At 72.0% G+C, this 14,542-nt stretch carries 14 protein-coding genes; 7 read left to right on the forward strand and 7 right to left on the reverse strand.

Annotated features, from left to right (window positions below; genetic code table 11):
* The first annotated feature begins 7 nt into the window (after positions 1-7).
* Entirely contained in the window at positions 8-502 is a 495-nt protein-coding gene (locus ACZ561_RS08600) for a DUF3145 domain-containing protein (protein WP_137989482.1), read from the forward strand.
* 61 nt (positions 503-563) lie between these two features.
* Here the strand turns inward: ACZ561_RS08600 and fabF are convergent, their stop codons facing one another.
* The 5 genes from fabF to fasR form a co-directional block, all read right to left on the reverse strand.
* A complete protein-coding gene (fabF, locus tag ACZ561_RS08605; protein ID WP_470991100.1) occupies positions 564-1,826 on the reverse strand; it encodes a beta-ketoacyl-ACP synthase II in 1,263 nt (420 codons plus the stop codon).
* A gap of 79 nt (positions 1,827-1,905) precedes the next feature.
* Positions 1,906-2,154, reverse strand: coding sequence for an acyl carrier protein (locus ACZ561_RS08610; protein WP_362366823.1), 249 nt, complete (start codon positions 2,152-2,154; stop codon positions 1,906-1,908).
* Between the two features lie 56 nt (positions 2,155-2,210).
* Complete coding sequence (locus ACZ561_RS08615) at positions 2,211-3,281, reverse strand: beta-ketoacyl-ACP synthase 3 (RefSeq protein WP_470991102.1); 1,071 nt, start codon at positions 3,279-3,281, stop codon at positions 2,211-2,213.
* A gap of 17 nt (positions 3,282-3,298) precedes the next feature.
* Positions 3,299-4,216, reverse strand: coding sequence for an ACP S-malonyltransferase (locus ACZ561_RS08620; protein WP_470991104.1), 918 nt, complete (start codon positions 4,214-4,216; stop codon positions 3,299-3,301).
* 89 nt (positions 4,217-4,305) lie between these two features.
* Complete coding sequence (gene fasR / locus ACZ561_RS08625) at positions 4,306-5,487, reverse strand: fatty acid biosynthesis transcriptional regulator FasR (RefSeq protein ID WP_376437667.1); 1,182 nt, start codon at positions 5,485-5,487, stop codon at positions 4,306-4,308.
* 126 nt (positions 5,488-5,613) lie between these two features.
* On the opposite strand from fasR, the gene ACZ561_RS08630 reads away from it, so the two are divergent.
* The gene (locus ACZ561_RS08630) at positions 5,614-6,273 is read left to right on the forward strand and encodes a pirin family protein (protein WP_470991106.1); all 660 of its coding nucleotides are present in this window, start codon (positions 5,614-5,616) and stop codon (positions 6,271-6,273) included.
* A gap of 226 nt (positions 6,274-6,499) precedes the next feature.
* Here the strand turns inward: ACZ561_RS08630 and ACZ561_RS08635 are convergent, their stop codons facing one another.
* Entirely contained in the window at positions 6,500-7,696 is a 1,197-nt protein-coding gene (locus ACZ561_RS08635; protein WP_470991108.1) for a L,D-transpeptidase, read from the reverse strand.
* A 190-nt stretch (positions 7,697-7,886) separates the two neighbouring features.
* Here ACZ561_RS08635 and ACZ561_RS08640 point away from each other — a divergent pair, with 190 nt between their 5' ends.
* The 5 genes from ACZ561_RS08640 (at position 7,887) to ACZ561_RS08660 (ending at position 13,669) form a co-directional block, all read left to right on the forward strand.
* The gene (locus tag ACZ561_RS08640) at positions 7,887-9,065 is read left to right on the forward strand and encodes a lipid II:glycine glycyltransferase FemX (RefSeq protein WP_470991110.1); all 1,179 of its coding nucleotides are present in this window, start codon (positions 7,887-7,889) and stop codon (positions 9,063-9,065) included.
* Positions 9,066-9,103: 38 nt separating this feature from the next.
* Positions 9,104-10,696 carry a murein biosynthesis integral membrane protein MurJ gene (gene murJ / locus ACZ561_RS08645; RefSeq protein WP_470991338.1) on the forward strand — a complete coding sequence of 531 codons (1,593 nt, stop codon included), beginning with the start codon at positions 9,104-9,106 and terminating at the stop codon, positions 10,694-10,696.
* A gap of 89 nt (positions 10,697-10,785) precedes the next feature.
* The gene (locus tag ACZ561_RS08650; RefSeq protein WP_470991112.1) at positions 10,786-11,469 is read left to right on the forward strand and encodes a response regulator; all 684 of its coding nucleotides are present in this window, start codon (positions 10,786-10,788) and stop codon (positions 11,467-11,469) included.
* A gap of 26 nt (positions 11,470-11,495) precedes the next feature.
* Positions 11,496-12,914, forward strand: coding sequence for an ATP-binding protein (locus tag ACZ561_RS08655; RefSeq protein WP_470991341.1), 1,419 nt, complete (start codon positions 11,496-11,498; stop codon positions 12,912-12,914).
* Complete coding sequence (locus ACZ561_RS08660) at positions 12,911-13,669, forward strand: hypothetical protein (RefSeq protein WP_470991114.1); 759 nt, start codon at positions 12,911-12,913, stop codon at positions 13,667-13,669. The genes ACZ561_RS08655 and ACZ561_RS08660 overlap by 4 nt, the downstream gene beginning before the upstream one ends.
* Positions 13,670-13,673: 4 nt before the next feature.
* Here ACZ561_RS08660 and ACZ561_RS08665 read toward each other — a convergent pair whose 3' ends face one another.
* Positions 13,674-14,495, reverse strand: a complete 822-nt coding sequence (locus ACZ561_RS08665) for a serine hydrolase domain-containing protein (protein ID WP_470991116.1) — start codon at positions 14,493-14,495, stop codon at positions 13,674-13,676.
* Between the last annotated feature and the right edge of the window lie 47 nt (positions 14,496-14,542).

The raw sequence follows: 14,542 nt of genomic DNA on the forward strand, positions 1-14,542 counted from the left end.
GGTCCCGGTGACGACACGTGGAGTTCTGTACGTTCACTCCGCACCGCGCGCGCTGTGCCCGCACGTCGAATGGGCGGTCGCGGGTGTCCTCGGTGCGAGAGTCCAGCTCGACTGGATCCGCCAGCCGGCGTCCCCCGGCACCTGGAGAGCCGAGTTCTCCTGGCAGGGCGAGACCGGCACCGCCTCCAAGCTCGCCTCCGCCCTGCGCGGCTGGCAGATGCTCCGCTTCGAGGTCACCGCGGAACCCTGCCCCACGGCCGAGGGCGAGCGCTACAGCGCCACGCCGGAGCTGGGCATTTTCCACGCCGTCACCGGAATGCACGGCGACATCCTGATCCCGGAGGACCGCCTCAGAGCCGCACTGGCCCGCTCGGTACGCGGCGAGACGGAACTCGAGGCGGAGATCGCCAAGCTCCTCGGCAAGCCCTGGGACGACGAACTGGAGCCGTTCCGGTACGCGGGCGAAGGAGCCCCGGTCCGCTGGCTCCACCAGGTGGTCTGAAGCCCCGGACACGCCGGAGGCCCACCCCGGTCTTGGGGTGGGCCTCTGCCGTGAGTGTGGGTCAGACCGTGCGGAAGGCGAGGACCACGTTGTGGCCGCCGAAGCCGAACGAGTTGTTGATCGCGGCGATCGTGCCCTGCGGCAGCTCGCGGGGCTCGTCGCGGACGATGTCCGCGGCGACGTCCGGGTCCAGCTCGTCGACGTTGATCGTCGGCGGGGCCAGACGGTGGTGGAGCGCCAGGACCGTCGCGACGGTCTCGATGCCGCCCGCGCCGCCCAGGAGGTGACCCGTCATCGACTTCGTCGCGGAGATCGCGACGTGGTCCAGGTCGTCGCCCAGCACCTTCCGCAGCGCCTTGATCTCGGCGACGTCGCCCTGCGGCGTCGACGTGGCGTGCGCGTTGAGGTGGACGACCTCGGAGGGCTTGAGGTCCGTCGAGTCCAGCAGGTTCTGCATCGCCGCGGCGATGCCCCGGCCGGTCGGCTCGGGCTGCGCGATGTGGTGGCTGTCGGCCGACAGACCCTGGCCCAGCACCTCGCAGTAGACGCGGGCGCCACGGGCCTTCGCGTGCTCCTCGGACTCGAGGATCACCACGCCCGCGCCCTCGCCGAGCACGAAGCCGTCACGGCCCGTGTCGTACGGACGCGAGGCCTTCGTCGGCTCGTCGTTGTTCTTGGACATCGCCATCATGTTGGCGAAGGCCGCGATCGGCAGCGGGTGGATCGCCGCCTCGGTGCCGCCGGCCACGACCACGTCGGCCCGGCCGGTACGGATCATCTCGACGGCGTAGCCGATCGCCTCGGCACCCGACGCACACGCGGAGACGGGGGTGTGGACGCCCGCCCGGGCGTTCACCTCCAGACCGACGTTGGCGGAGGGGCTGTTCGGCATGAGCATGGGCACGGTGTGCGGGGAGACACGGCGAACGCCCTTGTCCTTCAGCACGTCGTACTGGTCGAGCAGAGTCGTGACACCGCCGATGCCGGAGGCGATGACGGAACCGAGCCGCTCGGGCACGATGCTCTCGTCCTCACCGGCCGGGCCGGTGTAGCCCGCGTCGGCCCACGCCTCGCGGGCCGCGATCAGCGCGAACTGCGCCGAGCGGTCCAGCTTGCGGGCGAGCGGGCGGGGCAGAACGTCACCCGGGTCGACCGCGGCGAGGGCCGCGATCTGGACGGGCAGTTCGGCGAATCGTTCGCCCTCAAGGGGCTTGACGCCGGAGCGTCCCGCGATCAGACCTTCCCAGGTCGATGCGGAGTCGCCACCCAGCGGTGTGGTTGCGCCGATACCGGTGACGACCACGGTGCGATTGGTCGAGCTCACAGGAATTCTTTCTCCACGTGTGTGATGGTCGAAAAACGGCGCCACCGCCGGGTGGCTGACCGAGTCAGCAGGGGCCGAATCAGCCCTGGTGCTTCAGGATGTAGGCGGTCGCGTCGCCGACCGTCTTGAGGTTCTTGACGTCCTCGTCCGGGATCTTGACGTCGAAGCGCTCTTCGGCGGCGACAACGACCTCGACCATGGACAGCGAGTCGACGTCGAGGTCGTCCGTGAAGGACTTCTCGAGCGCGACGTCCTCGGTCGGGATGCCGGCGATCTCGTTCACGATCTCGGCGAGACCTTCGACGATCTCTTCCTGGGTGGCGGCCATGGTGGCGCTCCTTCTGTGATTGCTTAGGTAAGGGGCTTCCGGAGGACCCGGAGTGCCTAGGGGAGGGTAACTACCGTCGCGGCGTAGACGAGACCCGCCCCGAAGCCGATGACGAGCGCGGTGTCGCCGCTCTTCGCCTTCCCGGTCGCCAGGAGCCGCTCCATCGCGAGCGGAATCGAGGCGGCCGAGGTGTTGCCGGTGGTCTCGACGTCACGGGCGACCGTCACGTGCTCCGGCAGCTTGAGAGTCTTCACCATCGAGTCGATGATCCGCATGTTCGCCTGGTGCGGAATGAAGACGTCCAGGTCGTCCGCCGTGATTCCGGCGGCGTCCAGCGCCTGCTGGGCGACCTTCGCCATCTCGAAGACGGCCCAGCGGAAGACCGCCTGACCCTCCTGCGTGATGGCGGGGAACTTGATCTCGCCCTGCTCGTTGAGGGGGAGCTTCGAGACGTCGCCGGTGGGGGTCCCCCCTGCTCGAGCGAAGTCGAGAGCGTGGGGGAGGAATTCGTTCCACGGCACGGTCTGCTTGATCGTCTCGGACTTGTCGCCCTCCGAACCCCAGACCGAGGGGCCGATGTGCGGCTCGTCGGAGGGGCCGACCACGACCGCGCCGGCGCCGTCGCCGAACAGGAAGGCCGTCGCGCGGTCCTCCAGGTCCGTCAGGTCGCTCAGCCGCTCGACGCCGATCACGAGCACGTACTCCGCCGAACCCTCGACGATCATGCCCTTGGCGAGGGTCAGGCCGTAGCCGAAGCCCGCGCAGCCGGCGGAGATGTCGAACGCGGCCGGCTTGCCGGCGCCGATCTTGTCGGCGATCTCGGTGGCGACGGCCGGGGTCTGCTTGAAGTGCGAGACCGTGGAGACGATCACGGCGCCGATCTGCTCCGGGTCGATCCCGGCGTCCGCGATGGCCTTGCCGGAGGCCTCGACGGACATCGCGGCCACGGTCTCCTCGGCGGAGGCCCAGTGACGGGTGGCGATGCCGGAGCGCGAGCGGATCCACTCGTCGGACGAGTCGATCTTCTCGAGGATCACCTCGTTCGGCACGACCCGGGTGGGGCGGTAGCCGCCGACACCCATGATCCGTGCGTACGGGGCGCCCTTGCTGGGCTTGATCTTCGACATGCTCTACGGCTCCTTACTCAGGCTGCAGTGTGCTCGGCGACGAGCGTGCGGGCCGCGTCGAGGTCGTCGGGGGTCTTCAGGGCGACGGTGGGAACACCCGGCAGGGCGCGCTTGGCGAGACCGGTCAGGGTGCCGCCGGGGCACACCTCGATCAGCGCGGTCACGCCCAGGGCCTTGAAGGTCTCCATGCACAGGTCCCAGCGGACCGGGTTGGCGACCTGACCGACCAGACGCGCGATGACCTCCGCGCCCTCGGTGACGACCTGGCCGTCCTTGTTGGAGACGTAGCGCACCTGCGGGGCGGAGACCGTCAGCTCCTTCGCGGCGGCCTCCAGCTTCGCCACCGCGGGCGCCATGTGGTGCGTGTGGAAGGCGCCGGCGACCGTCAGCGGGACGACCCGGCGGACACCCTCGGGCTTGTCCGCCTCCAGGGCTGCCAGCTGCTCCATGGTGCCGGCGGCCACGATCTGGCCGGCGCCGTTGACGTTCGCCGGGGTCAGACCGAGCTTCTCGAGGTGCGGAACCGTCACCTCGGGGTCGCCGCCGAGCAGCGCGGACATGCCGGTCTCGGTGATCGCGGCGGCCTCGGCCATCGCCAGACCACGCGTGCGTACGAGACGCAGCGCGGCGGTGTCGTCGAGGACGCCGGCGAACGCGGCGGCGGTGATCTCGCCGACGCTGTGGCCGGCGACGGCGCCGGGGGTCACGTCGCCGAGCGCGGCGGCGGACAGCAGTCCGGCGGCCACGAGCAGCGGCTGGGCGACAGCGGTGTCACGGATCTCGTCCGCGTCCGCCTTCGTGCCGTAGTGGGCGAGGTCGAGCCCGATGGCCTCGGACCAGGCCGCGAGGCGGTCTGCGGCACCGGGGAGTTCGAGCCAGGGAGTCAGGAAGCCGGGCGTCTGGGCGCCTTGGCCGGGAGCGACGAGTACGAGCACCCTCACACTCTCTCTTGGGGACGGCTGTCGGCGCCCGTGGGGACTAGGACGAAGAACCGTCAGGGGAATTGTTGGTGTTCGACAAAAGTCTAGGACTGCGAATCTCCGTCGGCCAAGCGCCCCAGGATCAGGGCGATCCGCAGTGTGAACGCGGAGCGGACATCGGAGGGTGACCAGCCGGTGACGTCTGTCACACGTCGAAGCCGGTAGCGCACGGTGTTGGGGTGGACGAAGAGCATCCGTGCGGCACCTTCCAGGCTGCTCGCCTGTTCCAGATAGACACTCAGTGTTTCCAGGAGCGCCGAGCCCGCTTCCTCCAGTGGTCTGTAGATCTCCTCCACCAGCTGCTCGCGGGCCGACGGGTCGGAGGCGATGGCACGCTCCGGAAGCAGATCGTCCGCCAGAACCGGGCGGGGAGCGTCCTGCCACGCCGAGCACGCCTTGAGCCCGGCGGCGGCGGCCTGCGCGGAGCGGGTCGCGGCGAGCAGGTCGGGGACGACGGGGCCGGCGACGACCGGTCCGGCGGCGTACGGCCCGATCAGGGCCTTCGCCACGGCGAGCGGGTTGTCGTTGCCACCGGCGATGACGACGAGCCGGTCGCCCAGGACACCGGTGAGGACCTGCAGCTTGGCGTGCCGGGCGGCGCGGCGGATCGCCTCGACGGTCAGCTCGCTGTCGCCGTCGGGAGCGGTGCCGAGGACGACGCAGACGTGCTCGGGGGAGTTCCAGCCGAGGGCGGCGGCCCGGGAGACGGCGCCCTCGTCGGCCTCGCCGGAGAGGACCGCGTTGACGACGAGCGACTCCAGGCGGGCGTCCCAGGCGCCGCGGGCCTCGGCGGCCTGGGCGTAGACCTGGGCGGTCGCGAAGGCGATCTCGCGGGCGTAGACGAGGAGCGCCTCGCGGAGGATGGACTCGTCGCCGGGGGCGGCGACCTCCTCGATCGCCGTCTCCATGACCTCGATGGTGGTGCGGACCATCTCGACGGTCTGGCGCAGGGTGATCGCGCGGGTCAGCTCGCGGGGCGCTGTGCCGAAGACGTCGGTGGAGATCGCCTGCGGGGTCTCCGGGTGCCGGAACCACTCGGTGAACGCGGCGATACCGGCCTGGGCGACCAGACCGATCCACGACCGGTTCTCGGGCGGCATCGCCCGGTACCACGGCAGCGTCTCGTCCATACGGGCAATGGCGTTGGCGGCGAGCCGCCCGGAGGACTGTTCGAGGCGCTTCAGGGTCGCGGAGTGCGGATGGGAGGCGTTCGTCGGTTCAGACACGGACTAAGGGTGCCTCATCGGGCCACGGGCGTGTGGCTCCGGGTGCGACGATACGTCCCACTGGGTCCCCGCCCGCCCTGCGGAACGATCGCCCACGACCGGCGGGGCCGGGGATACCGTGACCCCGTGATTCGTATTCAGCGCGCCGCCGACCGCTACCCCGGTGGCGACCCCGCGGCAGGGATCGAGACCCGCCACGCCCTCTCCTTCGGCGCGCACTACGACCCCGACAACCTCCGCTTCGGCGCGATCCTCGCCTGCAACGAGGAGCGGCTCGCTCCCGGCGCCGGGTTCGACGAGCATCCGCACAGCCACACCGAGATCGTCACCTGGGTCGTCGAGGGCGAGCTGACCCACCGCGACTCGACCGGGCACACGACCGTCGTCCGCCCCGGGGACGTCCAGCGGCTCGGTTCGGCGGCGGGCGTGCGCCACGAGGAGCGCAACGACGGCGACGCGCCGCTGGTCTTCGTCCAGATGTGGCTCGCGCCGCTGGAGCCGGGCGGCGAACCCTCGTACGAGATCGTGCGCGGCATCGCCGACTCCACCCCGTACGCGCTCCCGGAGGCGGCCTCGATGCTGCACGTCCGCCGCCTGGAGTCCGGCGAACGCGCCGCCGTCCCGGACGCGGACTTCGTCTACGCACACGTGGCGCGCGGCACGGTCCGCCTGGCCGGCGAGGAACTGGCCGCCGGCGACGCGGCCCGCATCACCGCCGCGCGCGACCTGGCGGTCATGGCCACCTCCGACGCGGAGCTCCTTCTCTGGGAGATGCGCGGGCCCTGAGCCGACCCGCACCGGACACGGAGGCGCCGCGCCGGCCGGGCAGAGCGGGCGTGCTCCCCCTGCGACGCCGACGCGGCCGTCCCGGCGGGCTCGGCCGGTCTCGCGTACCCCCGCGCCGCCGGGTGCATGCGCCCCCCGGCCGCGTACCTCCGCGCCCCGGCGGGGCGGCCCCGGCGGGGGTGGCCGGGCCCGCGTTACCGCAGCCCCGCCTCCGCTCCCCGCCGCGTCAGCGGCGCACCGCGCTCTTCGCGCGCCACGCCTCCCAGCTCAGGTTCCACGCTCCGTAGCCGTTCCCCTCCGCCACCGTGCCCTTCGTGTGCGCGCCGCGGATCTCGAACGGGTCGCCCGGGCGGACCTGGGCGTAGAACCAAGCCGCGTCGGCGTCGCTCATGCCGATGCAGCCGGAACTGCGGTTCGCGCGGCCGAAGTACTTCGCGTTCCACGGCGCCGCGTGGGCGTACATGCCCGACCACGTGAGCCGCATCGAGTGGTCGACCATCTTGTCGTAGGCGTCGCCGAGCCCGACCGTCTCCGAGTTCATGTTGATCGTGCCCTCCTTCGCCATCAGCACCGCCGTCCCCCGCCACGACCGCTTGTCGCCGCCGGGCGTGCCGCCCGACACGGGGATCGTGCGCACCGCTCGGCCGTCCCTCTCCAGCACCAACTGCTTCCGGTCGAGGTCGACTTTCACCACCTGCGCCCCGCCCCCGACCGTGAAGCCGGTGCGGTAGTCCCGTACGAACCAGCCTCCGCCCGAGTCCGTCCCGTCGAGCGTCGCGTCCAGCGTGACCTTCGTACCCGGCTTCCAGTACTCCCGCGGCCGCCAGTCCACCCGGTCCTTGCCCGAATAGTCCTTCAGCCAGCCCCAGGATCCGATCGTGCCGTTCGACGTCGTCACCTTGAGCTGCTTCTCCACCTCCGCCTTGTTCGTCACCGGCCGGTCGAAGACGATCGAGATCGGTTGCCCGACCCCGACCGTGGTGTTCTTCCCGGGCGCCAGCGTCAGCTTGTTGACCAGCGAGGCCTTCGCCGTCGAGAACGTCGACCGGGCCGTCGTCTCCTTGCCCCCGGCCGTACGGGCCGTCGCATCCACGCGGTACGACGTGCCCGGCGCCGCCTTGCGGTCCGAGACCCACGACGCCCCGCCCGCCGCGGTACGGCCCGTCAGCACGCCGCCGTCCGTGTCCACGACCTTCACCGTCGTCAAGGTGCCGCCGGTGGCGGTCACGGTCACCGTCCGGCCTGCCGCCGGAGTCACCACGGTCACCTTCGCCGGCACGTCCTGGGCATCCGGAGCCTTCGTCCCGTCCGTCGCGCGGGGCGCGCCCACCGCCCCCGCCGAACAGGCGGTGAGCGAGCCGCAGAGCGCAAGGGCCGCCAGCGCCGGGCGTATTCGGGTGCGGGCACGGGTGCGTACGGACATCACGGAAGCCTCCGGAAAAGATGTGGGATGCCCGGACTGTAGGCCGCCGAAAGCACGCGGAAGGCTTTGTGACAAGGGCTGCAGAGAAACGGTCATCGTCCGGTCACACGCGACGCGCGGCGCGGTCAAGGACGGCTGTGAGCATCCTGTGCGCCCCACGACCGAGGGGCGGAACAAGGAGGCTCACGTTGTGTCAGCCCTGCTCGTGACGGCCGCACCCCCGCGGACCACCCGGCTGGAGCCCGTCACCCCCCAGGCGTACCGGACCTTCCTCGCGACGGCGGGCGCGGGGCACGGCCCCAGCTTCCTCCAACTGCCCTCCTGGGCGGACGTCAAGGACGGCTGGCGTCCGCAGTTCCTCGGCTGGGGATCCGGAGACGGCACGCTCACCGGCGGCGCCCTCGTCCTGCTGCGCCCGTTCCCCGGGACCCGCAAGTACTTCGCCTACCTCCCCGAAGGACCCGTCGCCGACTGGTCCGACCCCGACATCGACGGCTGGCTCACCCCGCTGCTCCAGCATCTGCGGGCCGCCGGCGCCTTCGCCGTACGCATCGGGCCCTCGCCCGCCTTCCGCAGCTGGAACGCCCGCACCCTCAAGGCGCACACCGGGTCCGGCCGCCGTCTCGCCGACGTCCTCGCCGACGAGGTCGACCCGCTCGGCACCGCCGTCGCCGAACGCCTCCGCTCCCGCGGCTGGCGCCGCTGCGGCGGCGACTCCACCAGCGACTCCGACGGCGCCGACGCCCAGCCCCGGCACGTCTACCGGATCCCGCTCGCCGGCCGCACCACGGACGACCTGTGGAACGGCCTCAACCAGGAGTGGCGGCGCAACGTCCGCAAGGCCCGCAGGTCCGGCGTCGAGATCGTCGTCGGCTCGGCCGCGGACCTGCCCGAGTTCTACCGGCTCCTGGGGATCACCGAGAAGCGCGACGGCTTCCGGCTCGGCCGCTCCCTCGCCTACTACGAGCGGCAGTACGCGGTCCTCAACGCCGAGGAACCCGGCCGGATGAGGCTCTACCTCGCCCGTCACGAGGGCGAGACCCTCGCCGCCCACACGATGATCACGGTGGGGCGGCGGGTCTGGTACCAGACCGGCGCCTCCGCCGACCACCGCCGAGAGGTCCGCCCCTCCAACGCCCTGCAGTGGCGGATGATGCTCGATGCCCACGCCGCCGGGGCCGACGTCTACGACATGCGCGGGATACCCTCCACCCTTGACCCGGACGACCGCGCCCACGGTCTGCTGCGCTGGAAGCTCGGCACGGGAGGGCAGGCCGTCGAGACGCTGGGGGAGTGGGAGACACCGTTGGCCGGCACGACGAACCACGCGCTGTACCGGGCCTTCCAGGCGTATCTGGCCCGCCGGTGACGGCGACGCTCACGGAGTCGAAGCCGCACGCATCCTCGATGCTGCGCAGCGGCGCGCTGATGGCCGCCGGGTCGCTGGTCTCGCGCGCCACCGGCTTCGTCCGCTCCGCGATCGTCGCCGCGGCACTCGGCATCGGAGGGATCGCCGACGGGTACGCGGTCGGCAACTCGATCCCCACCATCGTCTACATGCTGCTCCTGGGCGGCGCCCTCAACGCCGTCTTCGTGCCCGAACTGGTCAAGGCGGCCAAGGAGCACAAGGACGGGGGCGTCGCCTACACCGACCGTCTCCTGACGGTCTGCGTCCTCGCGCTGCTCGCGCTGACGGCGGGCGCGGTGCTCGCGGCGCCCGCCATCGTCGACGCGTACACCGACTACACCGGCGCCCAGGAGTCGATGACGGTCGCCTTCGCCCGGTACTGCCTGCCGCAGATCTTCTTCCTCGGGCTCTTCACCCTGCTCGGGCAGGTGCTGAACGCACGGGGCAGGTTCGGCGCGATGATGTGGACGCCGGTCCTCAACAACGTCGTCGTCATCTCCGTCTTCGTGCTGTACCTGGTGACGGCCGACGGCGGGGCGCTGACCGGCCGGGAGACGGCGCTGCTCGGCTGGGGCACGACGGCGGGAATCGCGGTCCAGGCCCTCGCGCTCGTCCCGTCCCTGCGGGCGGCCGGCTTCCGCTGGCGCCCGCGCTTCGACTGGCGGGGCAGCGGACTCACGACACCACTGCGGTCGGCCGGGTGGCTGGTGCTGCTCGTCCTCACCAACCAGGCCGCGTACTGGGTGACGACGAAGCTGGCGACGGCCGCGGGGACGCGGGCGGAGGAGCTGGGGGCGGGCGGGGGCTTCGGTTTCGCCGCGTACAACAACGCGTATCTGCTGTGGGTCGTGCCGCACGGCATCGTCACCGTCTCCCTGGTGACGGCCCTGCTGCCCCGGATGAGCGGGGCGGCGGCGGACGGCGACCTGGCGGGGGTACGGAAGGACGTCTCGTACGCGCTCCGGACCAGCGCGGCGGCCGTCGTACCGGCGGCCTGCGCACTGTTCGCGCTCGCGGCGCCGTTGATGAGCGTCGTCTTCCAGCACGGCGTCACCGACGCCGGCGACGTCCGGGCGATGGCCTGGATCCTGATGGCCTTCGCCCCGGGACTGATCGCCTTCTCGGGCCAGTACGTCTGCACCCGCGCCTTCTACGCCCTGCGAGACACCCGCACCCCGTTCCTGCTGAACCTGGTGATCACCGGCCTCAACGCGGGCCTGTCCCTGACCGCGTACGCGCTCCTCCCGCCGACATGGGCGGTGGCCGGCGTCGCGGCCGCGTACTCCCTGGCGCTGTGGACGGGCTGGGCGCTGACGGCATACGTGCTGCGCCGACGGCTGGCCGGGACCGAGACGGGCCGGGCCGGGGCCGCGCTCGCGCGGTTGCTGGTGGCGGCCGTACCCGCGGCCGGTCTCGGGCTGCTCGTCGCCCACTCGACGGCCCCCGCGGGCTCTCCCGCGGCGGCCGCGGCCGGCGGCCTCGCCATCCTCGCCGTCTTCGCCCTGCTGGCCCGCCCGCTCAAGCTCACGGAAGTACGGGCCCTCCTGGCGGGCGCGAGCCACCGTGTGCTCGCGCTCGCCCGACGCCGCTGACGCCCCCTCGCCCGACGCGGCCGACGTACCTCCCCGCTCTCCCCCGTCCCGCGGGGGAGCCCTTCGACCCACTTTGGGATACTGCTCGAATGCCTCGCGTGCTCCTCATAGAAGACGACCCCTCCGTCCGCGAAGGGGTCGAACTCGGGCTCCGACGCCGTGGGCACGAGGTGCGTACCGCCGCGACCGGGGAGGCCGGGCTCACCCTGCTCGGGGAGTTCCGGCCCGATCTGCTGCTGCTCGACCTGATGCTGCCCGGCATGAACGGCGTCCAGGTCTGCCGCCACGTCCGCGAGACCAGCCAGCTGCCGATCATCATGCTCACCGCACGCGGTGACGACTTCGACGTCGTCGTCGGCCTGGAAGCCGGAGCCGACGACTACATCGTCAAGCCCGCCCGTACCGAGGTGATCGAAGCCCGCATCCGGGCCGTGCTCCGGCGCATCGAGGAGCCGGGCGCCGGGCGGCCCGCCGTGGAGTTCCACGGGGAGCTCGCCATCGACCGGGTCGGCCTCACCGTCGCCAAGTCCGGCGAGCGCCTCGCCCTCGCCCCCTCCGAGCTCAAGCTCCTGCTCCATCTTTCCGCCGCCCCCGAACAGGTCTTCAGCCGTCAGCAACTCCTCGAACATGTCTGGGAGCACAGCTACCACGGCGACGCCCGCCTCGTGGACGCCTGCGTCCGCCGCCTGCGCAACAAGATCGAGGACACCCCCGGCGCCCCCCGCTACATACAGACCCTGCGCGGCTTCGGCTACCGCTTCGGTCCGCTGTGAGCCGCCGTCGCGCCCTGCGCCGCCGTATGAGGCCCTTCGGGCTCCGCACCCGGCTCGTTCTCGCCTTCCTCCTGGTGGCCGCCGTCGGCTGCGGCACCACCGCCGCCCTGACCTACCGTGCCGCCCGCAACGCCATCCTCGAACAGGCCCAGGACACCGCCGTCTCCGCCTTCCGCGAGCAGGTCGACAGCCTCAGCGTCGAACTGCCTCTCGACACGGAATCCCTGCACGGCGACCTCCTCCGTATCGCCCGGCAGGGCAAGCCCCGCCCCTGGCGTGTCTACGCCGAGTACGGAAACGTCAGCGTCTCGTCCAGCGACCGCCCCACCTCCACGGTCATCACGCCCGAACTCCGCTCCCGCGCCCGGGCCTCCACCCACGGCAGCTTCCAGCGGGTGGTCAAGAACGGCCGGCCCTACCTCACCATCGCCGTCCCCACCGTCTTCAGGGCGCACACCCCGGCCACCACCCTCCACCGCACCGGCGTGGTGCTCTACGCGGTCATGGAACTCGACGAGGAGGAGGCCAACGTCGAGGCGATGGTCCTCGCCGCCCGCGACGGAGCCCTGCCGGCCCTCGCCGTCGCCCTGATCCCGGCCCTGCTCGCCGCCCGCAGCGTGCTGCGGCCGGTACGGGAACTACGGCGTGCCGCGGACTCCATGGGGCGCGGCCGGCTCGACACCCGGATCGACGCCAAGGGCAGCGACGAACTCGCCGACCTCGCCCATGCCTTCAACGAATCCGCCGCCGCCCTCGAACGTTCCGTCGTCGAGCTGCGGCACGCCGAGACCCGCGCCCGCCGGTTCGCCTCCGACGTCTCCCACGAGCTGCGGACCCCGCTCGCCGGGATGCTCGCCGTCACCGAGGTCCTCGACGAGGACGCCGACGGCCTCGACACCGACACGGCCAGGGCGGTACGGCTCATCAGCGCCGAGACCGGCAAGCTCGCCGTGCTCGTGGAGGACCTCATGGAGATCTCCCGCTTCGACGCGCGCGCCGCCGAACTCCATGTGGACGAGGTGGACGCGGCAGACAGCGTCCGCAAGACCCTCCAGCACCGCCACTGGACCGACCCCGCCCTCGTCCGCGCCGAACTGCCCGTCGGCGTGCGCGCCCGGCTCGACCCGCGCCGCTTCGACCTCGTCGTCGCCAACCTCGTCGGCAACGCGCTGAAGCACGGCGCACCGCCGGTGACCGTACGGATGTGGGCCGACGGCGACTGGCTGGTGACCGAGGTCGCCGACCGGGGGCCGGGCATCGCCGACGAGGTCCTGCCGCATGTGTTCGACCGCTTCTTCAAGGCGGACCAGGCCCGCGCCCGCTCCGCCGGCAGCGGCCTCGGCCTCGCCATCACCCTGGAGAACATCCGCCTGCACGGCGGCACCGTCACGGCCGCGAACCACCCCGACGGCGGAGCCGTCTTCACGGTGAGGATCCCGCGATGAGGCGGCCCGGGACGAGGCGCGGGATCCGGCTCGGCGCGCTCCTCGCGGGCGGGCTCGCGCTCACAGGCTGTGGCATCCAGCAGAGCGATGTCGTGGAGGCCGGTGGACCGGCGACCGTCGCGGTCGCCCCGGGCGAGACCAGCCGGATGCTGCTCTTCTACGTCGACACCGACGGCAGGCTGATGCCGGTCGCCCGCGAGATGGCCGGACCGATCGACGGCTGGGAGGGCTACCGGATGCCGGTCGGCACACCGCCGCCCACCTACCCGCTCGGCAGCGGGATCGCCGGCTCCAAGGCGCTCGCCGCGCTGCTGGAGGGCCCGAACAAGGAGGAGAAGGCGGCCGGCCTCGCCACCCGGCTGCCAGGGCCGGGCGGGCGGACCGACAAGGGGATTCCGTACATTCTGCCGCGTCACGACACGACCGGTGCGGAGCGCACGCTACGGATCCGCGTCCCCTTCCGCGTCGGCGAACTGGACGGTGTCGCGATTCGCCAGCTGGTGTGCACGGTCGCCTACAACGAGGAGACCGACGGCCGGACGCCCGTCGTCCTGACGGGACCGGACGGCTCACTCCCCGCCGAGCGCTGCGACGACCTCAGGGTCGGCACCGCCGTGACGGGGCCGTCCGAGAGCCCGGACGCCACCACGCGGGAAACGGGCACGGACGGTACGGGTCGGACGGGCACGGGCGGTACGGATCCCTCGGGCGCCACACATCCGACGCCTTCCACGACGAGCGCGCAGCCCCGGTAGACGCCTACGCCCTGAGCTCCGCGAGCACTGCGTCGGTGAACGGAGGCCATGCCTCGACCGCCCAGGGCCCGAAGGCCCGGTCCGTCAGCGCCACGCACGCCGCGCGCGCGTCCGGATCGATCCACAGGAACGTGCCCGACTGTCCGAAGTGCCCGAACGTCCGCGGCGAGGACGAAGCCCCCGTCCAGTGCGGCGACTTGGAGTCCCGGATCTCGAAGCCGAGCCCCCAGTCGTTGGGCCGCTGGTGGCCGTAGCCGGGCAGGATGCCGGTCAGACCGGGGTACGTCACCGTCATGGCGTCGAGCACCGTACGGGCGTCGAGCAGCCGGGGCGCCTGCACCTCCGCGGCGAACCGCACCAGGTCGTCGACCGTCGAGACGCCGTCCTTCGCGGGCGAGCCCTCCAGCGTCGTCGAGGTCATCCCCAGCGGCTCCAGGACCGCCTGGTGCAGATACTCGGCGAACGGGATGTCCGTCGCCTTGGCGACATGGTCGCCGAGCGCCTCGAACCCGGTGTTGGAGTAGATCCGGCGCGTGCCCGGCGCGGCCATGATCCGCGGCTCGTCGAAGGCCAGACCCGAGGTGTGGGCCAGCAGGTGGCGGACGGTCGCGCCCTCCGGCCCGGCGGGCTCGTCGAGGTCGATCGCCCCCTCCTCGTACGCGACGAGGACGGCGTAGGCCGCCAGCGGCTTGGTGACGGAGGCGAGCGGGAACCGCTGCCCGGTGGGGCCGTGAGCCCCTGCCAGGGTGCCGTCCGCGCGTACGACAGCGGCGGCCGCGGTGGGGACGGGCCAGTTCTCGATCATCGCCAGGCTCTGCAGGGACATGCGACCGAGCCTACTTGCTTGGAGTGCACTCGAAGGTTCTAGCGTGG

This window comes from Streptomyces sp. NPDC039609 (assembly GCF_055596705.1).